The sequence below is a fragment of the Sorangium sp. KYC3313 genome (genome assembly GCF_052075895.1).
GTDB lineage: Bacteria > Myxococcota_A > Polyangia > Polyangiales > Polyangiaceae > Sorangium > Sorangium cellulosum_B.
Genome location: NZ_CP197255.1, coordinates 7,902,920 through 7,926,686, shown reverse-complemented (window position 1 = coordinate 7,926,686; position 23,767 = coordinate 7,902,920). Strand labels below are relative to the sequence as shown.

Sequence of the window (23,767 nt, the reverse complement as noted above, 5' to 3'; positions counted from 1 at the left end):
GTCTACGCCCTCTGGATCGGCTTCCCCGCGCTCGTCATTCGCTGGCGCCAACCTGGATCGATCGCCTCATGGCGCCATCATGGACGGCGCGGGAGCGCACGATGCGGGCTTGCGGGCCCAGGGCTGGGTTTGTGATGAAGTGCCACAGCACCCAGGTCCACGAGCGGTGCGAGACCAGCGTGTCGTAGTGGCGCTTGGCGATGCGGTGCAACGCGGGCAGGCGCCAGCCGGGCACGTTCATGAAGTCGTGGTGCTCGACGTGGTAACCCACGTTGAACGTCACGTGGTTGAGCGGCCCGTAGTAGCTGTAGGTCTCCTGCCCGGGCGCGTACACGTAGTGCTCGTGCACGAAGTGGGCGGCCACCGGGTGCAGGCTGTGGCCGATCAGGGTCGACAGCAGCAAGTAGGCGAAGCCGGGCGCGCCGAGCAGGCGCCACGAGAGCCATGCGGCGGGCAGCTGGATGGCCAGGTTGATCCACTCGTCGCGGTTCGGCAGCTTGGCGAAGCGCGCGGCGCGGCCCAGGTAGGCCGCGAAGTAGAAGAACAGCCACAGGAACTTGCGCACGCGGCCGGTGCCGATCAGCCGCACCTCGAGCGAACGCGGCAGATCGGTGTCCTCGCCGGCCACGCCGAGCAGCGCGTGGTGCGCGAGGTGGTAGCGGCGGAAGCTCATCGCCGCCGGCAGCACCATCGGCAGGTTGGCGAACAGCGCCAGCAGCTTGTTCGAGCGCGCGCGGCGAGCGGTCAGATCGTGCGCCGCCTCGTGGATGGCCATCGCGCACCAGTGCGAGAGCACCGCGCCGAACGTCGCCGCCGCGAGCGTGACCACCCACCAGCGCGCGGCGAGCACGCCGAGCAGCCAGGCGACGACGAACTGCGCGATCACCACCGCCAGGGTGACGGCGATGGTGCGCCGGTCGTAGCCGAACAGCGCGCGGATCTCGGGGTGCTCGCGCAGGATACGGCGCCGGCGCGCGCGGTGCGGCTCGGCGCGCGTGACCCATTCGAAGGAACGCATGCGCCTCGATCTAGGCAGCGCGACCGGCGCCGCCCATTCGCATTCCCGGCGCCGCGCCCGCGCGCGCCAGCGGCCGTCAGTCGGGCCGCAAATAGCCGTACAAAAGCCGGGTGAGCTCGGCCTGTGCGGCCGGCGCGCGCAGCATGTCGCCCTCGCGGAAGGCCGCCATGCCCAAGGTGTTTCGCATTGCGTGGAACAGGAAGAAGCCGCCGAGCTGCGGATCCACCGCGCGGGTCTTGGGCCGGATGCGCACCAGGAGCTCGGCTAGCGCGGCCTCGGCCTCGCGGTCGGCATCGGCGATCAGATCGAAGTCGCCCACCCGCACGAACCACTTCATGAGCGCCCTCATCACGCGCGCGTGGGCCAGCTCGAGCTCGATCAGCCGGCCGGCCAGCCGGTGCAACGCCGCCTCCAGCGGGAGCGGCTCGACCTCGTCGAGCACCCGGCGGATCTCGGCGAAGCGCTTCTGCACGAAGCGGCGCAAGAGCGCCGCGACCAGCGCCTCGCGGTTGGGGAAGTACTGATACAGCGAGCCCACGCTGACGCCGGCGCGCTCGGCGATGTGCGTCGTCGATACACGGCCCTGCTTCGCCTCCTCGTCGCGCTCGATCAGCTGACCGGCGGCCTCGAGGATGGCGTCGACCGTGCTGCGCGAGCGCTCCTGGCGCGGATCCTTGCGTGGCTTCTGCGGCGACGTGGTCACGCCGCACATCCTCGCACGGCCGCCCGATCCGGCTCCTTTTACCTGCGCGCTCCGGGGGTTCGAGGAAAAGCGGCGCATGTGCCCGCCGTCCCCCGCGTGCCGGCACGCCTCGCGCGCGAGCGCCGCGCCTTCCTCGGGGAACCCCTGCTTCCACTGCGCATACGCCGGGGTGAGCGCCTCGCTGGGGCTTCGCCCCAGGCCCGACCAGGGGCTGTGGCTGCCGGCCTTGGGCGGAGCTTCTGCGCCGCACGACTGCGATCGATGTCCTCCCCCTCCTTTCTCGGATTGTTCGTGGATTGCTATCACGGTCGGCTGCTCATCGGTCGGGCGGCCGTGATCGAGAAAGCTGCAAGGGTGAGAGTTTGGGGTGCTCATCATCTATGCTGGGCTCTCGCACTTGCTGCATTTCGATGGGCAGAAAGCTATAAGCGTCCCGAGTGCGTGGGCGCGCGCGGCCGGTCCTACCTGGTTGGCTCATAAAAACTTGACATCCCCGAGACATTTGCGCTTCCTTGGCTCATGCCGGGGGATGCGCGTCGTTTTGTCCGGACGAGCCATCGGGGTGAAGGGCCGTGGCGCGCCGTGCAGGCGCCGGGGGAGGGGATTGCGCGGGCCCAGCTCGTGCGCACCCGCGACGTCGGCGAGGCCCGGGAGGTCTTCAGCCGCGTTTACGCGGAGGCGACCCTCGAGCCCATGCGCGATGCACCTTTCGGCTGTGCGCTGGAGGTCGTCTCCTTCGGCGCGACCCGTGTCGTGATGGGCGAGTGGACCGGCGGAGGGCAGGCCTCCCTGCCGGACATCGGGAAGCACTACGTCCTGTCTCTCTCGGCCGGAGGAGAGAGCGCCGGTCACCACGCGGGCGAGTCCTTCCGCGTCGTGCCGGACCGGCGGGGCGCGCTGTTCTCACCAGGGCGATCTTGCGTTCTCGATGTCGACGCGGAGTTTCACGGACGGACCCTCGTGATCGATCGCGGAGCGCTCGACGCCCATTTCACCGCGCTCACGGGCGCTGAGCTGCGCGGCCCGATCTGCTTCGATGTGGCGCTCGACCTCGAGAACGGACCGGGCCGCACGGTACACGAGATCGCGCAGCTCTTCCGCCGCGAGATCGAGCAGGCATGGGCCTCGCCGATGCTGCTCACGGCGCTGCGCGGCGCGCTCTTCACGAGCCTCCTGGTACACACCCGGCACAGCCAATCGGCGATGCTCGATGCGCCCCAGCCGCGCGTGGCCCCGGCGTGCGTCCGCAAGGCGGAAGAATACATGGCCGCGCACGCCGCGGAGCCCATCACCCTGGCCGACATCGTCGCCGCGGCGGGCGTGCCGGAGCGGTCCCTGCGGGCAGCCTTCGTGGCGTGCCGGGGAATGCCCCCGATGGATTTCCTGCGTCGGCGCCGGTTCGAGCTCGCGCGCCGCCACCTGGCCGAGCCCTCGGCCGGCGCGTCGGTCGCGGGCGTCGTGGCCGCGCTCGGGCTCGGTCACCCGGGGCGGTTCAGCGTCGAATACAAGCGCCGATTCGGCGAGAGCCCCTCCGAGACGCTGTCCGCGGGGCGCGCGGCCGCGGGCCTTCCGCGCCTCCAGCCGCGACGCCGGCCGTGAACGTTCACGAGCGCTGGCACCCAGGAGCGACAACATCGCGCGGAGAGCAGCCCGCGAGACCTAGCGCCGCGATGGTCACGGTGGTGGAGTTGGAATTGGAAGCGCCCGCGGGCGCGGTGGAGGGCGCGGCGCGTCAGGGCGCGCAGGTCGAGAGGTACACCTGCACGGGGTCGCTGCCCCCGATGAGGAAGTCCGACCGGCCGTCCGCGTTCAGATCGCCCGCCGTCATGCCGTAGGCGCCCTTTGCCATGAAGTACGTGGTCGGCGCGCCGAAGCTAGCGTCCCCCGGGTTGAGGTACACCGACAAGGTGTTGGTGCTCGGGCTGGCGACGGCGAGGTCCGGGTCGCCATCGCCATCGATGTCACCGGCCGCGATGCCGATGGCGCCCAGGATCACGGCATGGTCGACCGCGGCGGCGAAGCTGCCGTCGCCCTGGTTCAGGAGCACGCTCACGCCGGAGGTGCTCCCGCTGAAGTAGGCCGCCGCGAGATCGAGGCTCCCGTCGTCGTTCAGATCGGCGATGTCCACGACGCGAATGCCCGGGCCCACGGGGTAGGACGTCGCGGCGCCGAACGTGCCGTCGCCCTGGTTGAGGAGGACGTTGGCCGCGCTGTCGCGCGAGAACACGAGGTCGGGTGTGCCGTCGGCGTTGAGGTCCCCGGCCGTGAGCCCGTCGGAGCCGCCAAGGCCCGGTATCAGGTAGTCGACCTTTTCCGCGAACGTCCCGTCGCCCTGGTTGAGGAACACGCTCACGTTGTCGTCGCTGAGGTACGCGACGGCGAGGTCGACCGCGCCGTCGTTGTTCACGTCCGCGGCCGCGATGTAATACGGGAACGCGTTCGTCGGGTAACCCACGGCGGCGGCGAGGGTGCCGTCGCCCTGGTTCAGCATCACGTGCACGTTGTTGGTCTGGGCGCCGACGAGCGCGATGTCCGGCTTGCCGTCGCGGTTCACGTCCGCCGCGGTGACGCCGTAGCTTCTCGCGACGGCGTATTGAACCAGCGGGCCGAACGTGCCGTCGCCCAGGCCGAGGCGCACGCTGACGTTGCCGTTGCCGCCCGGCGTGCTCTCGACGGTGATCAGATCGAGCTTGCCGTCTCCATCCAGGTCCGCGACCTCGGTATCCCCGTTCTGGGACGCCATGGCGACGGTCGTGAGGACGGGGGTGTACGTGCCGCTCGGGCAGACACACGCGCCGGCCGTGCAGGTCTCGTTCACTGCGCAGACGCGTGGATCCGCGCCGACACACGTGCCGGCCTGGCAGGTGTCCGTCTGCGTGCACGCGTCGCCGTCCGCGCAGGCGGTGCCGTTCGGCGCGTCGGCGACGGCCGGCTGACCGGCGCTGCACGCGGGCACCTTGCAGGGGTCGGCGTCGTCGGGCGGAAGGTCGGCGTCGTCGGCGATGGTCGTGGTGTCGCCTTCGCCGTCACACACGATCGCGCTGCAATCGCCGGGGATCTGCGTGCCCGCGGGCGTGTTCGCGGGAGTGAAGCTCACGCCGCACACGCCGTCCTCACACGTGCGCACCTTGCACGCGTCATCGGTGCCCGCGCAGTCGGCCGGCGTGTGGCAGCCGACGCACATGCCGTTGCCGTCACACACGAGGCCCTGGCCGCAGGCGGCGCCCGCCGCAATCGGGGAGTTCGACGGCGCGCCCGCGCTGCACGCGTCGTCGGTACAGGCGTTCATGTCGTCGGGCAGGTCGGCGTCGTCGTTTTGCTGGGTCACGGCGCCATTGCCGTCACACACGGCCTGCTGGCAATCGCCGGTCACCTGATCGGGCAAGGCGGTCCCCGCGACCGTGGGCTCGTGCGTGGGCGCTCCGCCTTCGCAGACGTCCTCCGTGCAGGGGTTGCCGTCGTCCTCAGGAATGCACGCGCCGCCGCTCCCGCCGCCGCCGACGTCGTTCTGGCTGCCGGTGCTGGGCTCGCAGCCGAGCGAGCCGCCCGCGAGCAGAGCGAGCAATACGGGTGCAATGGATGCCTTCATCATTCTGAACCTCTCCGTGCGGATTCGAGCGTTTCGGCGGCAGCTACTAGAAGAAACATCCGGGCACGTCAAGCTGCATCCCCGCCATGAGCGCCTCCGGATTCTCGCGAACGCAATTGGGGCGAGGAGCGAGATTCCCCGTCGCCGGGGGCCTCGTGACCATTCGCCTGTCCAGAAACGGCAGCGAGCTGTCCACGAACGGCAAGATAAGCGAGCGGACGCATCCTTCGCGGTTGCAAATTCGCCTGAAGCGATGGAGGGTGGCGGCGGATGGACGCTCCGCCATCGATCTCGGCAGAATCGCCGCGATCGTTCACGGGGGGTGAGGCGCGCCCTTCGCGGTTGAGGCATTCAGCAGCAGGGAGCGGCGGAGCGTACCCCGAGCCGCACATCTCATGATGTGGCTCCCGTACGACTTTCTTCAACCTGGCCTTGAGCTCCGCCGTCTTCTTCTCCAGCTCGACGCGCGCCTGCTCGGCGGCATTGGCTACGTGCAGCCCCCCACGGTCACGGTTCTGTCCTGTGCGTAAACTCTGCCCCGAAGCCTCGCCCAACACGCTGCGCGCTCCACATAACATGATTCTTTGTTGACACCCACACGGAACGTCGGTTCTTCTTGGCTGCCCAAGACAGGAGTCACCCATGCCGTTAGATCGAGACCTTCTCAAGCGCGAAATCCTGCCGATTCCGGACCGGCCCTATGTCGGCCCGGTGATGTACAATGCCCAGGACCCAGCTTCCCACTTCCCTCCCATCGAGCCGATCAGACCGCCCTCGAAAGCCCCCAACGTGCTCCTCATCCTGCTCGACGATGTCGGCTTCGGCGCCGCGGAGCCCTTCGGGGGGGTCATTACTACCCCGACAGCCACGCGGCTCGCCAAAGACGGACTCAGATTCACCCGTTTCCACACGACAGCCCTGTGCAGCCCGACGCGCGCCGCCTTAATGACTGGCCGCAACCCCCACTCCGTCGGCATGGGTTGCATCACCGAGTTGTATACCGGCGCGCCTGGCTACACCTCGATGATCCCCAACACCGCCGCCTCGATCGCCAAGATCCTCAGGTACAACGGCTACTCGACGGCTCACTTCGGCAAGTGCCACGAGGTGCCCGTCTGGGAAACCGGCCCATCGGGGCCCTTCGACCACTGGCCCATCTACATGGGCTTCGAGAAGTTCTATGGCTTCGTGGCCGGCGAAACCAACCAGTTTTACCCCACCCTCTACGATGGAACGACCTACATCGAAACGCCTCACCACGGGGACTACCACCTGACCACGGATCTGGCAAACCAGACCATCAAGTGGATCGAGCAGCAGAAGGCCATGGCGCCGGACAAGCCATTCTTCATCTATTTCGCTCCCGGCGCGACCCATGCGCCCCACCAGATCCCGGACGAATGGCTTGACAGGTACAAGGACAACAAGGACTTCGCCAAAGGCTGGGACGAGCTGCGCGAAACGATTTGCAAAAATCAAAGATCGCTTGGCGTCATTCCAGAGGACGCGGAGGCGGCGGTCAACGAAGACGTTCCAAAGTGGGACGATGAAATGTTCGCCGACATGAGGGGTCCCCTGCGCCGCGAGATGGAACTCTACGCCTCTTTCCTCCAACAGACCGACGAGGAGGTCGGCAGGGTGATCGACACGCTCGAGAACCTCGATCTCATGGATAACACGCTGATCATTTACATTCTCGGCGACAACGGCGCTTCCGCCGAAGGCACCTTTATGGGCACCTTCAACGAGATGATCGGCTTCAACGGCATCCAGATGGATCAGGAGAAAATCATCCAGGACAACATAGACAAGTTCGGCACCAAGGAAGCGTACAATCACTATGCCATCGGCTGGGCCCAGGCCATGTGCACGCCGTACAAGTGGACCAAGCAAGTTGCCAGCTTCTTCGGCGGCACGCGCAACGGCATGATCGTCCATTGGCCAGGCCACATCGGCAAGGACGACAGGGGCGACAGGGGGCTGCGACACCAATTCACTTACGTGATCGATGTGCTTCCGACGATCCTCGAAGCGGCCGGATTGCCGGAGCCGTTGAGCGTCGACGGAGTGCTGCAGATGCCCATCGAGGGTACGAGCTTCCTCCGGACGTTCAAAGAGCAGAATGCGCCCGAGTTCCGCACGACCCAGTACTTCGAGATGTTTGGCAACCGTGGCATCTACCATGAAGGCTGGACCGCCGTCACCCTCCACTCGAAGCCCTGGGACTGGCAATCCAATTCGAACTACGAAAAGGATACGTGGGAGCTCTACTACACGTACGGATGGCCATCTCCGGACGGGAAGAAGTCGCCGCATAAGGTGGACTGGACCCAGGCAAAGAACCTCGCCGACGAGGAGCCCGAAAGGCTAGCGCAGCTGAAGAACCTTTTTGAGATCACTGCGGCCCGATATAACGTCTTTCCCCTCAACGACGAAAAGACAGAGCGCCTAGAACAGTCGCCCCCCCCGGTCGGCGCGAAGCAGAGGTACGTCGACGGCAGTTTCGTCTCCGACCCGTGCGTGATCAACAACTTCAACCGCTCATTCAAGATCACGGCAGAGATCACCCCCGGGGAAAAAGCGAACGGCGTGATCCTCGCCCGGGGCAACGATTTCGGCGGCTTTGCCCTCTATGCCAAAGACGGAAAGCTCACTTACGTCTACAACTACCTTGGACTCGAACGGTACTACGCCCAGGCCGCAGAGGAGCTGACGCACACCGGCTTCCCCTGGGTGGTCCGCATGGAGTTTACCTACACAGGCGACGAGACGGGCCAGGGCGGCACGGTGAAGTTCATCCGCGAGTCCGGCGAGTCCGGCGACTACAACCTCGGACTCGCCACAAAGCCGGACATCGGTGAGGACCCGCTCGACAAGACAAAGATGCCGGGCCATATCGATAAGACCAATCCGATTATCTTCAACGTGGACGCCTTCCTGATGGTCGGCAAGAAGACTGGCGGCCCGTTGTGCCCCGACTTCGCAGGTAGCGGGGACAACCGCTTCACCGGCAAGGTGCACTGGGCGGAGATCGAGCTGACGGGCGAACCCGCCATGGTGAGCCCCGAACACAAATTGCACGCACTGGAGGCGATCCAGTGACACCTTGACCCGGCCGAACGGGCGGCCCGCTTCCGCGCTCAACTCTCCCCCAGCGCCGCCACGGCAAAGTCTCGGAGCGGGGGCCGCTCGAAGCGGCTCAACGGCCTAGCACCCCCTTGACGCCCCCGGACTGGAGCACGATGAGGTCCGAGATCACCTGCGGGAGATTCAGCCCCGGCGGATAGGCGAGATAGCGGGGAGACCAGACGGGTCCAAATTTCTCCTTGTACTCTCGCAGTCCCTTGAAGTGATAGGGCCTCTCGGTCTCGAACATGATGTGCGCGATGCGGGTCCACGCGGGCGCGCCCCGGTGCTGCTCGACGCCGGACAGGGGCGCGACTCCAAAGTCGAACCAGCGGTATCCTTCGCGCTGCCCCCAAAGCAGCAGCTGTAGAAGAATATAATCCATCACCCCGCGGGGCGAATCGGGCCGGTGTCTCATGAGGTCGATGGACAGCTCCTCGACGACCATGAGGACATTGCAGAAGGCGAGGATGTGGCTCTCGTCGCGGAGGAGCGCGATGGGTGAGCGCTCGAGATAGCTCGGGCTGAAACAGCCGTTCGAGAATCGCTTCTCGCGCGTTTCCTTGGCGCGGAGCCACAGATCGGAGGTCACCTTCAGCGCGGGGAGGATCAGCGGGACGTTCGCCGGGGCGACCAGCTCGAACTGGTAAGGCGGGCGATCGAACTTGCGCTGGATCTGGCGAAGCGCTTTGCGTTCATGACCCTCCAGCGAGAAGGCGCCGAGATCCACCCGCGCCGTCTCCCCGATCTTGACGAGCCGGAGGCCCAGATCAACGTAGCGGAAGAGCCATTCTGGTCGGACCTGGTAGAAGACCGGCCAGGCGTCGTACTCGTCGCAGAGCTCCCGGAAGCGCCGGAGCAGCTCCGCCGCCTCGTCGCCGGGCCCGATCGGATCGCCAAGGCAGATCCAGCTGCGCCGCTGGACGCTGAACATCAAGAAGGACCTGCCGCTCTCGCTGAAGAGGAGCGACTTGTCCCCGAGGCGCGCCAGGCAGGCGAGGGTATCTCGAGCGGCGCCGATGAGCCGTTCCGCGCGCGCGAGGTCGCTCGGGCTCGCCGCGCGCGCCCGGACCGGAGGTGGTCGCATGAGCTTCGCCCAGGCGAGGAGCATCGCGGTCGCCAATGCGGCCACCGAGGCCCTGAGCGCCCGGGGGGCGTCGCTGGCGGTCAGGAACTGCCAGAGTGTTTGTGCCGAGTAGGCGGCGTGACGCCGAGAGAAGACGGTGAGGCTCACACCGCCGATGATCACCAGCGAGATCGCCGCGCTCCAGGCCGGGGAGAAGGCGTCGTCGAACAGCGACGACCGCCGGTAGAAGCGGGCCCGCAAGGTCACGAAGAGGGCGAGCAGACAGGCTACGCCGGCCGCGTGCCAGGGCGGGTGCCCCCGGGCGGCGCCCAGGAGGGTCGCCACGACGAGCAGGACGACGGTCAAATGGAAGGCCCCGGCCAGCCGGCGCTGGATGCCCCGAGCGAGGAACAGGAGCGCCGCTCCCGCGACGCTCCCGAGCAGGCGCGAGAGCTCGAGAAGGGTGTCGGGGATGAAGTGGCTGAGCCGGCCGAAGGCGGCGCCGCCGGGATAGGCGTTCGTCAGGACGAGCGCCGCTCCCGCGAGGAACGTGCCTGCCGCGGCGATCGATGGGGAAAAGTCACACAAGACCTGCAGGCCGGCGACGGCCATCGTGGAGAGAGCGCGGCCGCGCTCCTGCAGCTCGCGCAGGAGCCACGCGAGCAGCGCGAGGGCGAGCGGCACGAGGTAGTAAAGAGCACGGTAGGCGATCAGCCGCCCCGCGAGGGCGGGGGCGGACGCAGCGCCTGAACCCGTGAGGAGCAGGAGCGAGACCGATTCGAAGACGCCGATGCCCCCTGGCACCTGGCTCGCGATGCCCGCGAGCTGCGCGAGCAGAAAGGCAGTGAGGACGCGCGGAATCGAGATCGAAAGCACATCGCCGGCCATCGCGGCGAGGACCGAGCCGGCCAGAGCCCAGTCGATGACACCGAACGCGATCCCGGCCAGGGCGAACCGGGGCGCGGGCGGCGCCAGCGTGAGGCTCCGTAGGCGCAGCGGGCGTCCTCGCGCGCAGAGCCCCACGTAGACGGCGACGAGCACGAGGAGGACTCCCCCGATGAGCCGCTGCCACACCGAGACCACCGAGAGCCGGGTGACGGGCACAGCGAGAGACAGCAGCCCCGCCAGAACGGCCATGCCCGTCCAGTAGGACAGGAGGTTGAAGGCAACAATCCTGGCCACCGCCCGTGGCGAGACTCCCCATTTGGAGTAAAGGCGCCATCGCACCGCACCGCCGGTCAAGAGCGACACGCCCAGGCTCTGGCTGATCCCATACGCGACGAAGGAAGCGAAGGCCGCCCGCCTGAAGGAGAGCCGCTCTCCTGCATAGCGGACCGCCAGCCATTCGTACCCGCTGAAGACCGCATAATTTGCCGCCGTGAGGAGGGCGGCAAGCGCGACCCGTCGGCCGGGCGCGAGGCGGAGGCTCGCGACGACCTCGGCCGCCACCGTCGGGCGGACCAGACGCTCCAAGGCTATGACGACAATCGCAAGCAGGCTGACAGCCAGGAGCAACCTGAGCGCGCGCAGCATCTTGGCGATCATCGTCCTCACTGTCGGCCCCGGTGAACCGAGCATCGGACCGCGACGCTCTGGCGAATGACGTCGGCATAGGGCTCGGTCCGCGCAAAGTTAGTCAGGAGGACGACGAATGGTCCGTGCCCCTGCTTCCCGCCCTGGAGGCCGCCTCGTGCTCCGCTTGATCGCGGCGTTCAAGCTGATCGAGGCCACGCTGTTGACAGCGGTCGGGCTCGGTGCCCTGCGACTCCTGGGCCCCACGACGTAGCGAGCGAGCTCAGATCTGGGCTCCCGCGGCCGGCGAGGGGGTCTCTCGCGCCGGAGCGGTGGCTACACCGCGCCGTCGCGGAGCCACTCGCCGAACCGCTCGCCGATCATCAGCGCTGTCAGGTTCGTGTTCACGCTCGGGATGGTCGGCATGATGCTCGCGTCCGCGACGACAAGGCCCTCGACGCCGCGGACCCGCCCGCGCCCGTCGACCGCCGCCGAGAGGTCCCCCTCGGGCCCCATCGGGGCCGTCCCGCACGGGTGGTAGCCCGAGCCGCAGCTCCTGTAGATCCACCGCTCCAGCGCCTCGCGCCGCCTCAGCGTGCGCTCCATCGGCCAGACGAACCAGCCGAGCTCGCGCATCGGCGCGGTGCGGGCGATCTCGTACGCGAGCTCCAGCGCGTCGACCGCGCGCGACAGGTCGTCGCGGTCGACGAGCATGTTCGAGGCGATGCGGGGCCGCGCGTGCGGGTCGGCGCTCACGTGCTCGATGCGGCCGACGCCGCGCGGCTTGCCGATGCAGCACGCGATCGCGAACGCCGGCACCGTGAGGCGCGGGTGCAGCGGGAAGAACGAGCCCGGCTGGAGCATCACGTCGTTCGGGTACTGGCTCCCGCGCGACGTGGTGCGGAGCATCGTCTGGACGAGCGGCTGGCGCAGGACGTCGATCAGGCCGCGGCGGCGCGGCCACAGGCCGATGGCGGCCCCCGGATGGTCGAGCAGCCGCGCCCCCACGGCGGGCACGTCAGACACGAGCGCGACCCCGAGGCGCGCGAGCTCGGCCCGCGGCCCGATCCCGCTGCGCAGGAGGATCCCCGGCGTCGCGATCGCGCCGGCGCTCAGCACCACCTTCCGCGTCGCGACGACCTCGACGCGCCCGTCTGTCTCGATCTCGACCCCCTCGACCCGGCGGTTCCGCACGAGCACCCGCCGCACCGTCGTGCGCGGCCGGAGCCGCAGGTTCTCGCGCCGGCGCACCTCGGCGGTCAGGTAGCAGCGCGCCGCGCTCATGCGCTGTCCGTCGATCTTGTTCATCGCGTGCGGCCCGACGCCGCCGGGCGCGCGCGGATCGTTGGTGTCCGCGCACTCGGGGTAACCGAGCGCCCTGCACCCGTCGACGAACGCCGCCTGCCACGGCACGAGCTCCTCGCGCCGGGCGCGGCGGATCGGCACCGGGCCGCCCTTGCCGTGCCAGGGCTCGCCGAAGTCGAGATCGTCCTCGAGGCGCTTGAAATAGGGCAGGCAGGCGTCGAAGCTCCACTCGGGCAGGCCGAGCGCCGCCCACTCGTCGTAGTCGTAAGGCTGGCCGCGGATCGCGATGCACGTGTTCACGGCCGACGAGCCGCCGACCACCTTGCCGCGCGGGAAGAGGAACATGATCTGCCCGGGCGTCGGCCGGTGGCGATAGCCCCAGTCGTGCGCGAGCCACGAGTTGCGGGTGCCGTCCCGCAGATCGGCAGGCAGGCCCTCCGGGTCCGGGTAGTCCGGGCCCGCCTCGAGCAGCAGGACCTCGCGATCCGCGCGCTCCGTGACGCGCGCCGCGATCACGGCGCCCGCCGAGCCGGCCCCGACGACGACGAGCTCCGCGGCGCCGGCCGGGCGGGGTGAAGAGGACGGTGACGATCGAAACACCTTGGAAATTCGACCTACACGGGATCGCGCCGCCGGGCAACGAACCCTCGAAACTGTCCTCGCTGTATGACCTTCATGCGGCGCCAGCGCGGCGCGCCGGGCGGCGTACGGCGCGCTCGCCCGTCCGAGGGGCCGATGTTCCGCCCGGGAGGCCACATTGGAAACACCGAGGTTCATACAGGGTGTCTACTCGTTCGAGGGGCAGGGCCTGGAGCAGCCGGTGCCCCTTCGTCCGGCGGTCGGGTACACCGTCCCGCGGGACAAGCGCGCTCAGCTCATCTACCTGCGCGCGGGCAACTCCACGTCCGAGCTCATCTACCTGCTCCTCAAGCGCGACGGCCATCCGATGCGCTATTTCCCGATCGGCGCCAAGGGGGCGATCCACGTGCCCCTCGTGATCGTGGAGGACATCCACCCGGAGAGCGTGATCGAGCTGTGCGTGGGCGCGCCCGAAGGCGCGCGCGGGCTCGCGACGATCGACCTCGGCCTGGCGGAGATCTGAGCCATGCAGAAGAAGCGAAAGCTCGTGTTGAAAGGACGTCGGGGCCGTCGCGGTGGAGGGTGGCAAGTGGGAGATCTACGTGGGCGGCGCGGCCGGCGCCCACGTGCGCAAGGGCGACGTGCTCTGCGTGGTCGACGCGCACGAGGACGTGCTCCGGCTCATGGGCCGCTTCATCCAGTACTACCGCGAGAACGCCAGGTACCTGGAGCGGACGTACGGCTTCGTGGAGCGCGTCGGCATCCAGAAGACGAACCAGTTCCGATCGGTCCTGCCGGTCGTGCCATGAGGGGGCGAGAGATGGAGATCACCCTGGGCCCTCTCTCGGCGATCCCGCCGGGCGAGGGGCGCGCGTTCGAGGTCGGATCGGAGCGCATCGCGGTGTTCGTCGCGCGGGATGGCCGCGTGTTCGCCACGCAGGCGAGCTGCCCGCACCGGGGCGGCCCGCTGGTCGACGGGCTGCTCGGCGGCTGCACGCTCATCTGCCCGCTGCACGCCCAGAAGTTCGACCTGGAGACCGGAGAGGCCCTGAGCGGCGGGGAGGGGCTCAAGACCTATCCCGTCCGTCTGAGCGTGACGAACCAGATCCTGGTGCGGATCGAGAGCGGCGGGGGCTGAGCGCCGCCCGCGCCGGGGGCTGGGGCTGGCGGCCCCGCCGGGCGCCCTGCTCCTCCCCGGGCTTCGACGCCTGGCTCGTTCACTCCACAGCCTGCGGGCTTTTGTGGTTCGCGTCTACGTCCGAACAGGGGCTTCCAGGAGGCGCGCCCCTGGGCGTAAGAAAGGCGGAGAGCATGATGAAGACGCGTATCAAGCCGGGGAGCCCCCCCAGCACCCTTGGGCACGCCGTGAGCTGCCTCCTCGTCGCCCTGGCCGCGACGGGGTGCGGCGCACCTCCTCCACCACCCGCAACAGCGACCGGCGCGACCTCCTCCGCGGCCGCGCCGGGGCAACCCCAGGGGCCCCCTGCGTCCGCAGCCAATCCGCCCGGCGCGTCCACCACCCCGTGCGACCGGCCGCTCACCCCCGCGCAGCGCCTCGCGCGCGAGGCAGACCGGATGGCGCCCGTCGATATCAATGGCGCGATCGCCAAATACGAGGAGGCCACAAAGCTCGACCCGACCGACCACCGTATTTTCTTCGAGCTGGCGAAGGCCCTCAAGAAGAGCGACCGGTGGGCCGACGCCGTCTCGACGATGCGCCGCGCGACGGCGCTCGCGCCCAGGTTCGCGACCTACTGGGTGGAGCTCGGCTATGCGCAAGAAGCCCTGGCGAAGCGCAAGGCCGGCTCCTTCGAGGACGCGAAGAGGGCCTACCTGACGTGCGTCGAGATCGATCCCTGGCTCGCCGACTGCCATGAGCGGATCGGACACGTCCTCCTGTGGACCGACGACGAACGCGGGGCGATCGAGCGCTACACCGAGGCGATCCGGCGGGAGCCGGACGCGCTGCGCCATTACCTCCCCTTGGCCGATCTTTATCAACGCCTCGGTCAACTCGCGGAGGCGGAGGCGGTGCTGCGCGAGGCTGTCCGGCGGGCGAAGCCGGGCGACAGCTCGCTCTTTGCGGCACACACGATGCTCGCGTCGGCGCATCAAGACAGAGGAAACCTGGCGGAGATGGTCGCGGAGCTCGAGGCGGCGAAGGCCGTCGCCCCCGAGGGCATCGAGGCGGACGTAACCCTCTTCAGCCTGGGGTCGTCCTACGCGCTGCTCGCGCCCCCGAGGGTTTCGGAGAGCGTGACGAACCTCCGCGCGTTCTATGCGCGCCGTTGCCTCGGCTCTGGCGCGAAAGCCTTCAAGACCAACTGTGCGACGTCGGCGGCGCTCATTCAGAAGCTCGGGGGTACGGTCCCGGCGGCCGGCGACGCGAGCGCCGCGTCCGGCGGCGCGCCGAGCGCCTCGCAGGCCTCGAAGAGCGCGGCGCCCGCGGGCGCCGGAGCCTCAGCCGCGGGCGCTTCGGCGTGCGGCGAGCCTCCGGGGCCTTATCAACCCCGGCCGGCGTACGCAGGGCCGGCGCCGTCGCTCCCCGCGATCCCTGCGTTATGGACGGGGCCCGTGAAGATCGGCGACGCGTACACGGTCCGGGGTCTCATGCATCACCTCCGGAGCCGCGTTCATTCCGACGAGGTGACCAGCAAGCCCATTTCGGTGGTTGGATACGTCGTCCGGACCAATTTCGAGGAGGCGCCGCTGTGCGCGGTGCACCGGACGGGAAAGGCGGATCCGATCGATTGCAAGTCGCCGCTTCCCTTGTTCGCCATCGCCGACGCGAAGGGCGAGAAGACGCGGGTCATCGACGTCATGGGATGGGCGTCGAATTTCGCCCAGATCTATACGATGATCGAGGCGATCGATAAGGCCCCGAAGGGCCAGGCGAAGAGCGTCCGCCTCGCCGACGAGTTCACGGGGGCAGACCTCCCGAACCCGCTGCCGAGCCCTGGAGCGATGGTGAGGGTCACGGGCACATATGGAGTGACTTTCCAAGGGCGAGGCCAAGGCTCCGCGGCGAACCCGAAGAGCGGGATCGTGACGGCCGAGCGCATCGAGACGCTCGAGGATGCGCCCACGAAGGCCTACCTGCCGGGCATGACGCCGCGCCGCTGACCGCTGCCCGCGCGCCGGGGTCCGCCCCTGGCGCGCGGCGCGCTCTGCGGAGCCCCTGGATTGCGCGTCTTTGGGTACGCTACCGGAGCGCGTCGCGCATCCCCCGACGTTGCCTGGAGGGTTCCCGTTCGCCATGGTCGACCCCACGACAGCCGCACCGCTCGCCCCCGGCACCGTCCTCGGGGGCGATTTCCGCGTCGTCCGCCCCCTGAGCCAGGGGGGCATGGGCGCCGTGTTCGTCGCCGAGCAGCTCTCGACGGGCAAGCCGCGCGCGGTGAAGCTGATGCACGCGCAGCTCGCGCAGGACCCGCGCTTCCGCGAGCGCTTCGAGCAGGAGGCGAGGGTAGGGGCGCGGATCGAGAGCGATCACGTCGTCGAGGTCGTCGCCGCGGGGGTCGATCCCACGACGCAGACGCCCTGGCTGGCGATGGAGCTGCTCGACGGGGCCGACCTTTCGGCCGTGATGGCGCAGCGCGGCGCGCTGCCGCCCGACGAGGTGCGCGAGCTGATGGGGCAGCTGTGCCACGCGCTCGGCGCGGCGCACCGCGCGGGCGTCGTCCACCGCGATCTCAAGCCCGAGAACATCTTCATCGCGCGGCCGCGGCAGCAGAACGTCCGCTTCAAGGTGAAGGTGCTCGACTTCGGCGTCGCGAAGATCGTGGCCGAGGCGCGGGCGACGACGTCGGTCACCGCCTCGGTCGGGACGCCGCTCTGGATGGCGCCCGAGCAGACCGAGCTCGCCGCGCAGGTCGTCCCGGCGTCGGACGTGTGGGCGCTCGGGCTGCTCGCGTTCTACCTGCTCACCGCGCGCGTCTACTGGGTCGAGCCGAGCCGGGGGCAGAGCGCCTCGGTCATGTCGCTCATGCGCGAGGTGCTGTTCGGCCCGCTGGATCCGCCGTCCGCCCGCGCCGCGCAGCTCGGGTGCGCGCACCTGATCCCCCCCGGCTTCGACACCTGGTTCGCCCGGTGCCTCGCCCGCGACGTCCGCGCTCGCTTCGCCGACGCGGCGCAGGCCATGGCGGCGCTCGATCCCGTGCTGGCCGCGGCCGCCCACAGGTCCGCGCCGCTGCCGGCCGTGCCATCCATGCCCGCACCCCTCGTCTATTCCGGCCCTTCCGGGCCGACCACCGCGCCGACCCAGCCGGGGGTTTACCGCACCGACGTCGGCGGCATGGCCGGCGGCACGCTCGTCCCGGTGCCGGCGCTGCCCCCGCGCAGGGCGCCCTGGGGCCTGCTGCTCGCGATCGCAGGCGGCGCGCTGATCGCCGTCGCCGCGCTCATCGTCGGCGGCTTCGTGGCCTTCCAGCGGCTCCGCGCGGCGGACCGCGCCGTCGGCAGCGCGCCGCCGGCGCCGCTGCACGGCGGGGGCGATGCGCCCGCGGGCGGGGCGCCGGCGTCGACGGCCAGGCCATCGAGCGCCGCGGCGAGCAGCGAGGCCGATCTCGCCGGCACGTACGACATCGTATCGTCGCGCAACCCGGGCGGGCAGGGCAGCTACTCGGGCAACGTCCTCCTCTCCCGGAGCGGCGACACGTACCGCATCGCCTGGATCATCACGAAGGGCGCGGGCTACGAGGGGATCGCGTTCGTGCAGGGGCAGACGCTCGCCGTGGGATGGGCGAGCGGCGGCCCCTACGGCGCGGCCGCCTACCGCATCGACGGCGGCCGCCTCCGCGGGCAGTGGATCGCCACGGACCGGCCCGGCCAGGTGATCTCCGAGGAGCTGGAGGGCCCTGAAGGGCTGGTCGGCAGCTACCGGATCATCGACGGCGCTCGCAAGGGCACGGTCGTCATCGTGCCCACGGGCGAGACGTACGCCGTCACGTGGGCGCTGAGCACCGGCGCGCTGAAGGGGGTTGGCATCCGCTCGGGCGATCAGCTCGTCGTGGGCTGGTCGCCGAGCCAGCAGGTCGGCGTGGTCAGCTATGCGATCGCGGGCCGGCAGCTCGCGGGGCGATGGGGGACCCTGGGCGGCGCGCTGGCGGGGAGCGAGGCGCTGGTGCGCCGCTGACGACGCTGTCGCGCCAGCGACTCTCGGCGACGCGTCGATGGAGAAGCTGCAGGTCAACGAGGAGCCGGATCGACCTCTGCCGGAATCCAGTCCCAGGTTTCAGCGCTCCACACGCCGGCCCTGCCCGCCAGCACCGGCTGCAAGAACTTCTCGACCGCCTGGAAAAGCACGTCGAGGGTTGGCCACGGAAGCGTGCTCTCTTGAGCGAGATTCGCGTAGACAGCGTCCCACGCAGTCGGCGGCCTCGGCAGCGCCAGCGGCATCGGGTGGGTCGCACGATGAGCGAAGACGGCGGCGATCGTGTCATGAAGCGCCACCGCATCGTACGGGCCACTCCGCGCGAGCAGCCCAAGATCGGGCAGATCGCGGACCCGGGAATTGGTCACTGGGTACGGATACGTGTACGCGTGCAGCTTCTCAGCGATGTGCACCTCTCGCGCATAGACGGCGACCTCGAACGGAGGTATCCCTGCGAAACCGAAGAACTCCCCCGCGGCGATGCGGTCAGGAGGTCTTGGCATGAGCCCGCCGGAGACGACGTCCACGTGAAAGGGCTCGCCGTAGACCTTTCCAGCCAGCCGTGCCTCGCTCCGAAAGCGGTACCCCTGGTAAGGGCTCGTCGTTGCGATCACCGCGTGCTGCGAATCACGCCGGATCTCGAATGTCATGAAATCGCCGAGGTCTATCCGACCTGCGGCCTGCAGCTCGGCGAGCAGCGCGCTGGGATCTCCTGAGATGCGCAGATCCACGTCGCGCGTCGCTCGCGCCCCACGGAGGCGCAGCTCCAGCGCGAAGCCTCCTTTGAGCACCACGCGCGATCCGAAGGCCGACACCAGCCGCGCTGTGAACCGCTCGAAGACCAGTATTTGACGGACGCGCACGACGAGCATGCCCGCGCGCTGCGCCTCCGTGCGGATCCGCTGCTCGAGCGCCTGCCGGAACTGCTCGGCGGTTCGATAGCCTCGCGTCTTCATTCTGCGGCGAACGTCGTGCTCGGGGGCAGCTCGTCGGCGGAGAACATGCCTCGCTCGATCCCCTCGCGGTACGCCTGGTCCAGGAGGTCGGGATCGAGCCCAGCGTCCGTGCAGTCCCGGAGGGTGCGGATGGGTGTCGTGACAGGCACGACGTCGTGCCAGGAGACGTCCGACTCGGCCAGCGTCGCGCGGTGCAGGACGACGTGATCCGGCAACGACGCCGCTGGCGTCCAGTCCGGCGGAACCGTCGCGTGAATGCGTGGGGGGAGGATATCGGAGAGCGCGTGGAGTACGAGCGCGGTGTGGTGGGAAAAGACAGCTGTTTTACCGCTCTGGAGCCAGACGACGACCAGATCTTCCACGTCGGAGACCGGTGGGAAGTTGACCATGCGGTACACGCCCTCCGCTACCGTCTGCACCTTCTGGCGCTGTTCGAGGTAGTCCAGGTAGTCGGCGAAACAGCCGACCGACCCTGCTTGATCCGCCGTGAAGTACCCTGATTGCTCCTTCGCCAGGGCGTCGAGGCGATCCTCGACGCTCCCCTCAGGGATCCAGTGGAGGTAGCGCCCGCGGCACAGGATCTTCACCTGAAACGTGGCTTGCTGCGACGCCAGCGCTTGCTGCAGGGCGCTGTTGTATGCCTCCACGAAGCGCGGTACGTCCGCGATCACACACCGTACGGGCCCGATAGGCACACGAACTCCGAAGATCTCGATGGTGTCCTCGTTATCGATCTTGCCATCAACGACGAAGGTGGCCGGGCCCTCGGCCGCATCGATCACGAGTGTTCTTGCTCCCTTGGCGCGAATGTTCGCGGTGTACATCATCTCAATCTCATGCTCGCCGCCGGCCACGACCCGGAGCAGCTTGCGCGCCCTTTCGAGTTGTTGCTTGGGCGGGGGGAATATGAATTTGAAATTACCGTGCCTCCGTACACGTCCTTGAAGCCAGCAAAGCCTCTCCAGGAGCTCGTGCACCCGTCGCAGCGCGGAGCGTTCTTCTTCCGGCACGGATACACGGAACGGCACGAGGCACGCATCCGTCTTCTTGTCGAGCCGCTCGAGTCGCAGATTGCCGCCGGGCTCCGTCGCCACGAGGACGAACCACACCGCAGCCGTGGCCTCGACGACGTCCCTTCCGTTCAGCGCGAGCTCGAGGCTCACCTCGGCGTGCTGCGCGTCCTCGTCACTCATCGTGAGCGTCAAGGTGACCGCTGCGCGCTGGTGCTCGTTGCTCAAGGTCCGGTATCGATGGCCGGAGCGCACGAGCCGCAGCTCGATGTACGGAAGCTGCGCAGTCCCCGCCGGTGACTCGGCTTCGACTCGAACTGGCGCGAATTCACGCCCAGGAACCGAGAAGAGCTGGACCTCGGTGGAGCGCTTCCAGTAGTCTTCACCGAAGGCCGCGCGGAGACCGTCGTGGCGCATGTCCAGGTCGGAGATGAATCGGCTCTCGATCGCCACCGCTCCGCCACCTTCCCAGAACCTGGTGAGCTCGTCTACCTTGGCGCGTCCCTCCGGGCTATCGTCTAGCTGAAGCGACAGCTCGAAGGCGACCTCTTCGTCTGGTCGGACTAGCTTGGGGAGCTCATCCCGCGCGACTGCCGCTCGCAGTCTGGTGAGCCCCTCGTCGTCGGTGACATTCGCTCTGGGGATGAGGAGCGTCGCCTCCTGCTGCCCGCGCCATCCGCGGCTCCGTTTGTCTTTGTCTAGCAGCTCGCAGGCGTCTCTGGCGAGAGCCCAGTACCCGCACCGCTCACGGATATCCCAGACGATGATCGCGACGGGTCTTGTCTTTTTCTCCCAGCCAACGAGGTGCTTGACGTCGAGGGGATAGTGCAGGTGAGCGGGATCGCTCTCCACGTGGAACCGTTCTATGCTCTTGTGTCCCTTCACCTGGAGGTCGAGCGAGAGCCCGGTGCACGCGCCTCCGGTTTCGAAGATCTCGACCCGAACATCCTCGCCCGTATCGGGGTAGATCGAGGACGAGTCCACCTTCCACCCTGCTTCCGTGAGACGATCCGCGAGCTGGAAGACGGCCCGCTGCGAGGTGCGCATCTCGGGGCTGAACAGCGGCCCCGTCCTCCTGCTGGTTCCCTTGGGATCCATGGCTCCGGCGGATGTTACCATCGCGTGATGGTGCGTGCTCGGGCTTGACAGGCCGAGCGCTCGACCGGACGCGCCGCGGACCCGTTGTCCAGGGCATCCGGCGATCGCTGGCGGCGGCGCTCGCATGCCGGGAGCGGTCCTGTCGATGCCGAGCCAGCTCGATCGGCGTCCGGCGACGCGTCGCCGATCGACGTGCTCGACAGGGGGAACCAGGAGGCAACGAGGGGGCGCCCGAAGCGCGGAGGGGTCGCCGGGGCGAGCACGTACCCGGCTTTGCGGAGCGGAACGTCCTGTGTATCTTTCTCGGGACATGCCCTCTTTGCCCGCGCCGAGCACCCCGCTTTGCGACCTCGAATTGCCCGCGCTCAGCCTGTCGGCGCGCGAGCAGCTCACGCGCCTCTGCGCGTTCCTTTACGTCGTGCGTCTTCCGGAGATCCAGACGCGCGCGCTCCTCGCGGACTACACGCCGGAGATTCACACCCAAGGCGTTCACTGCGCGAGCGTCGTGAGGGGAGAGCGCTCGTTCGGCGAGTGGCGTCGATGGCGCGCCTTGCGGCCCCTGCGCGACCCCGACCTGCCCGAGCTCGTGTCCGAGCTCGACCGGTTCGCGAGCCGGTGGCAGCCGCGGGCGCTCTCGGCCGCCGCGAGGGTGGCCGACGCCGACGACCGCGAGGAGCTCGAGGACTACCTCGGCGCGCCCGTCGAGCGCCCGAGCCGGACGTGGCGCGCCAAGGCGTGCGTCCGGTGCATCGAGCACCTCGCCGAGGCGCCGGTACCCGCCTATCAGGCCACGTGGGCCGCGCTCGTCGACGAGGGCATCCAGACCGAGCTCGCGCGGTTCCACGAGGTCCTCAAGACGGTCCAGGATTTCATCGCCACGGCGCCGATCGACGCCGACGAGATCGCCGACATCCAGGCGGCGCGTGAAGAGAGCGCCGCCTCCGTCGCAGCGTGGCTGGCCGCGCGGCGGCGCCAGTTCACGGGGCACTTCACCGAGGAGACGCTGAATCTCCTGGCGCTCGGCGAGCCCGTGCCTCCTCCGCTGCCCGAGGTGCCCCTTTCCGTGCTCGCCCGCTTCCGGCCGGCGGCGCGCGCCTAGCAAGACCACGTCGCGCGCCGGGGTGCGCGGAGGCACCAGGGCGGATCCATCGTCTCCGCAGGGGCGCCAGGAGGCCGGGCGCCGTGAACCAGGGCCTGCAAGGCAGCATCCAGGAGTAAGAAAGCAGACAGACGTGGGTCCGGGAGCGCGGCCGGAAGCAAAAAATCAGGGAGATCAGGCTGTTCTGCCGGCCTCTGGTGTGAGCTGGCACCCACGATGGGCTGCGAGAGGAGGGGCATGGCGTGGTCTGGGATACAAATTTGCCTCCGGCAGCGGTCGCATGCCTTCCCGCGCAGGCAGGGGTGCCTGATTTCGTGCCTCGAGGTCCAGCGCCGGAGGGCTTCCAGGGTCTTGGCTGAGCCTGGTAGCTTCGGCGACCATGGCGAAACCCAGAGTTCAACCTGAGAAATCCCCGGCGAAGACCAGGGGAGAGGAGGGGGCCCGGAGCTACCAGGCCCTGTACAGGCACTACCAGCCGATCGGGGCGGGGCTCCCGCCCGGGGAGGTGCAGGCGTGCCGCGCCGATCCGCGCCTCGCGCTGGTCAACGTGAAGCGCGGCGTCGCGGCGGTGCTCGGCACGAGGGAGCAGGTGAAAGCCGTGCGCGAGCACCTGCCCAGGATCGCGGTCGACGAGCTCCTGGAGCTGCCGGACCTCGCGCGGGCGCTCCTGTTCGCCGCGCGCGAGGCGCTGCCCCGGGCGGCGGGCCCGAAGGAGATCGAGAAGGCGCTGAAGGAGATCGGCGGGCCGCGCGAGGATCTCCTGACCCAGGCGGAGCTCTTCGCCCGGCGTGGCCTCCTCGACAGGGAGCGTGTCGCGCAGATCCGGGCCGGCTCGGGGAAGTACGATATGGCGCGGGACGGCATGGAGCTCGCGGCGCTGTTCACGCAGCACGCGGCCGAGCTCAAGGGGCTCCACCCGTTCACGAGGGAGGAGATCGAGAAGCTCCGGCGGACGAGCGAGTGGCTGCTCGAGAACCTGACCCCGGCCGGAGCCCGGGTGGAGGTCAAGAAGAAGGAAAAGACCGCGGCCGAGGACGCGAGAGATCGGCTGTGGACGCTGCTCCTGCGGCGGCACCCGGCGCTCCGGAAGGTGGGTTACTACTTCCACGGCGACGATTTCGAGTCGGTCACGCCGCGCCTGCTCTCGCGGGCCGCCTCGGCCCAAGCCGTCGAGGAGGCGCTGAAGGAGGAGCCGGAGGCCATCGCGGACGACGCGAAGCGAGGCGGAGAGGGCGAGGGCGAGACGCCCTGAGCATCGCTCCGCAACCCGCCTGAGCGAGAGCGACGAGGCGAGCGGCGTCCCTGGCGCGGCCGATCAGAGCTGCCCGTACCCACGGATCCGGTCGCGCTCTTCTCCCTTGTCTCCCTTGTCGGGCTCCAGATCGACGACGATCCCGAGGCGCGATTCGACGTGGGCCGCCCAGAGGGTTCCATGTCCGGGAACGCTGGTCCAAGCGTTCATCTCCGATATCGACAGGAGCCCATCGATGCTTCGCTCGAAGATCCTTATGTCCCTGAACCGTAATCCGCCTGTGATGCCAAGCTGGAGAATCG

Annotated in this window: 16 protein-coding genes and 1 pseudogene; 9 read left to right on the top strand and 8 right to left on the bottom strand. The window is 68.9% G+C overall.

Going from position 1 to position 23,767, the window contains the following annotated elements; all coding sequences use genetic code 11:
• Window positions 1-34 precede the first annotated feature (34 nt).
• Entirely contained in the window at window positions 35-1,018 is a 984-nt protein-coding gene (locus ACSRUE_RS30535; protein WP_441286655.1) for a fatty acid desaturase, read from the bottom strand.
• Between the two features lie 76 nt (window positions 1,019-1,094).
• Window positions 1,095-1,721 (bottom strand): TetR/AcrR family transcriptional regulator, encoded by a 627-nt coding sequence (locus tag ACSRUE_RS30530; RefSeq protein ID WP_441286654.1) that lies wholly within the window; start codon window positions 1,719-1,721, stop codon window positions 1,095-1,097.
• A gap of 582 nt (window positions 1,722-2,303) precedes the next feature.
• Here ACSRUE_RS30530 and ACSRUE_RS30525 point away from each other — a divergent pair.
• Complete coding sequence (locus ACSRUE_RS30525) at window positions 2,304-3,320, top strand: AraC family transcriptional regulator (protein ID WP_441286653.1); 1,017 nt, start codon at window positions 2,304-2,306, stop codon at window positions 3,318-3,320.
• Between the two features lie 133 nt (window positions 3,321-3,453).
• On the opposite strand, the gene ACSRUE_RS30520 is transcribed toward ACSRUE_RS30525, so the two are convergent.
• Window positions 3,454-5,313: an FG-GAP repeat domain-containing protein gene (locus tag ACSRUE_RS30520; protein WP_441286652.1), complete on the bottom strand. Its 1,860-nt coding sequence runs from the start codon at window positions 5,311-5,313 to the stop codon at window positions 3,454-3,456.
• A 639-nt stretch (window positions 5,314-5,952) separates the two neighbouring features.
• Here ACSRUE_RS30520 and ACSRUE_RS30515 point away from each other — a divergent pair.
• Window positions 5,953-8,412, top strand: coding sequence for an arylsulfatase (locus ACSRUE_RS30515; RefSeq protein WP_441286651.1), 2,460 nt, complete (start codon window positions 5,953-5,955; stop codon window positions 8,410-8,412).
• 97 nt (window positions 8,413-8,509) lie between these two features.
• Here the strand turns inward: ACSRUE_RS30515 and mprF are convergent, their stop codons facing one another.
• Together mprF and ACSRUE_RS30505 are read right to left on the bottom strand one after the other, a co-directional pair.
• Window positions 8,510-10,975, bottom strand: coding sequence for a bifunctional lysylphosphatidylglycerol flippase/synthetase MprF (gene mprF / locus ACSRUE_RS30510; RefSeq protein WP_441286650.1), 2,466 nt, complete (start codon window positions 10,973-10,975; stop codon window positions 8,510-8,512).
• 375 nt (window positions 10,976-11,350) lie between these two features.
• On the bottom strand, window positions 11,351-12,919 hold the full coding sequence (locus ACSRUE_RS30505; protein ID WP_441286649.1) for a GMC family oxidoreductase: 1,569 nt from the start codon (window positions 12,917-12,919) through the stop codon (window positions 11,351-11,353).
• Window positions 12,920-13,139: 220 nt separating this feature from the next.
• Between ACSRUE_RS30505 and ACSRUE_RS30500 the strand changes: the two genes are divergently transcribed.
• The 5 genes and pseudogenes from ACSRUE_RS30500 to ACSRUE_RS30480 all read left to right on the top strand — a co-directional run bounded on the left by ACSRUE_RS30500 (window position 13,140) and on the right by ACSRUE_RS30480 (window position 18,032).
• Window positions 13,140-13,421 (top strand): molybdopterin oxidoreductase, encoded by a 282-nt coding sequence (locus ACSRUE_RS30500; RefSeq protein WP_441286648.1) that lies wholly within the window; start codon window positions 13,140-13,142, stop codon window positions 13,419-13,421.
• Window positions 13,422-13,452: 31 nt separating this feature from the next.
• Window positions 13,453-13,668, top strand: a pseudogene (locus ACSRUE_RS30495) (hypothetical protein); the annotation flags it as partial.
• Window positions 13,669-13,718: 50 nt separating this feature from the next.
• Window positions 13,719-14,036, top strand: coding sequence for a Rieske (2Fe-2S) protein (locus ACSRUE_RS30490; RefSeq protein ID WP_441286647.1), 318 nt, complete (start codon window positions 13,719-13,721; stop codon window positions 14,034-14,036).
• Window positions 14,037-14,209: 173 nt separating this feature from the next.
• Window positions 14,210-16,021, top strand: coding sequence for a tetratricopeptide repeat protein (locus ACSRUE_RS30485; protein WP_441286646.1), 1,812 nt, complete (start codon window positions 14,210-14,212; stop codon window positions 16,019-16,021).
• A gap of 133 nt (window positions 16,022-16,154) precedes the next feature.
• The gene (locus ACSRUE_RS30480; protein WP_441286645.1) at window positions 16,155-18,032 is read left to right on the top strand and encodes a serine/threonine protein kinase; all 1,878 of its coding nucleotides are present in this window, start codon (window positions 16,155-16,157) and stop codon (window positions 18,030-18,032) included.
• Between the two features lie 53 nt (window positions 18,033-18,085).
• Here ACSRUE_RS30480 and ACSRUE_RS30475 read toward each other — a convergent pair whose 3' ends face one another.
• Complete coding sequence (locus ACSRUE_RS30475) at window positions 18,086-19,006, bottom strand: nucleotidyl transferase AbiEii/AbiGii toxin family protein (RefSeq protein ID WP_441286644.1); 921 nt, start codon at window positions 19,004-19,006, stop codon at window positions 18,086-18,088.
• Entirely contained in the window at window positions 19,003-21,114 is a 2,112-nt protein-coding gene (locus ACSRUE_RS30470) for a DUF4365 domain-containing protein (RefSeq protein ID WP_441286643.1), read from the bottom strand. The genes ACSRUE_RS30475 and ACSRUE_RS30470 overlap by 4 nt, the downstream gene beginning before the upstream one ends.
• Window positions 21,115-21,424: 310 nt before the next feature.
• On the opposite strand from ACSRUE_RS30470, the gene ACSRUE_RS30465 reads away from it, so the two are divergent.
• Together ACSRUE_RS30465 and ACSRUE_RS30460 are read left to right on the top strand one after the other, a co-directional pair.
• Window positions 21,425-22,213, top strand: a complete 789-nt coding sequence (locus ACSRUE_RS30465) for a hypothetical protein (protein ID WP_441286642.1) — start codon at window positions 21,425-21,427, stop codon at window positions 22,211-22,213.
• Between the two features lie 379 nt (window positions 22,214-22,592).
• Complete coding sequence (locus ACSRUE_RS30460; protein ID WP_441286641.1) at window positions 22,593-23,465, top strand: hypothetical protein; 873 nt, start codon at window positions 22,593-22,595, stop codon at window positions 23,463-23,465.
• Between the two features lie 63 nt (window positions 23,466-23,528).
• Here ACSRUE_RS30460 and ACSRUE_RS30455 read toward each other — a convergent pair whose 3' ends face one another.
• Window positions 23,529-23,675: a hypothetical protein gene (locus ACSRUE_RS30455; protein ID WP_441286640.1), complete on the bottom strand. Its 147-nt coding sequence runs from the start codon at window positions 23,673-23,675 to the stop codon at window positions 23,529-23,531.
• Window positions 23,676-23,767: the final 92 nt, after the last annotated feature.

Excerpts from the sequence above, each read along its gene's own strand:
- ACSRUE_RS30535 (WP_441286655.1), bottom strand. The coding sequence starts at position 1,018 with ATGCGTTCCTTCGAATGGGTCACGCGCGCCGAGCCGCACCGCGCGCGC.
- ACSRUE_RS30520 (WP_441286652.1), bottom strand. The coding sequence starts at position 5,313 with ATGATGAAGGCATCCATTGCACCCGTATTGCTCGCTCTGCTCGCGGGC.
- ACSRUE_RS30515 (WP_441286651.1), top strand. The coding sequence starts at position 5,953 with ATGCCGTTAGATCGAGACCTTCTCAAGCGCGAAATCCTGCCGATTCCG.
- ACSRUE_RS30490 (WP_441286647.1), top strand. The coding sequence starts at position 13,719 with ATGGAGATCACCCTGGGCCCTCTCTCGGCGATCCCGCCGGGCGAGGGG.
- ACSRUE_RS30485 (WP_441286646.1), top strand. The coding sequence starts at position 14,210 with ATGATGAAGACGCGTATCAAGCCGGGGAGCCCCCCCAGCACCCTTGGG.
- ACSRUE_RS30480 (WP_441286645.1), top strand. The coding sequence starts at position 16,155 with ATGGTCGACCCCACGACAGCCGCACCGCTCGCCCCCGGCACCGTCCTC.
- ACSRUE_RS30475 (WP_441286644.1), bottom strand. The coding sequence starts at position 19,006 with ATGAAGACGCGAGGCTATCGAACCGCCGAGCAGTTCCGGCAGGCGCTC.
- ACSRUE_RS30470 (WP_441286643.1), bottom strand. The coding sequence starts at position 21,114 with ATGGATCCCAAGGGAACCAGCAGGAGGACGGGGCCGCTGTTCAGCCCC.
- ACSRUE_RS30465 (WP_441286642.1), top strand. The coding sequence starts at position 21,425 with ATGCCCTCTTTGCCCGCGCCGAGCACCCCGCTTTGCGACCTCGAATTG.
- ACSRUE_RS30460 (WP_441286641.1), top strand. The coding sequence starts at position 22,593 with ATGGCGAAACCCAGAGTTCAACCTGAGAAATCCCCGGCGAAGACCAGG.
- ACSRUE_RS30455 (WP_441286640.1), bottom strand. The coding sequence starts at position 23,675 with ATGAACGCTTGGACCAGCGTTCCCGGACATGGAACCCTCTGGGCGGCC.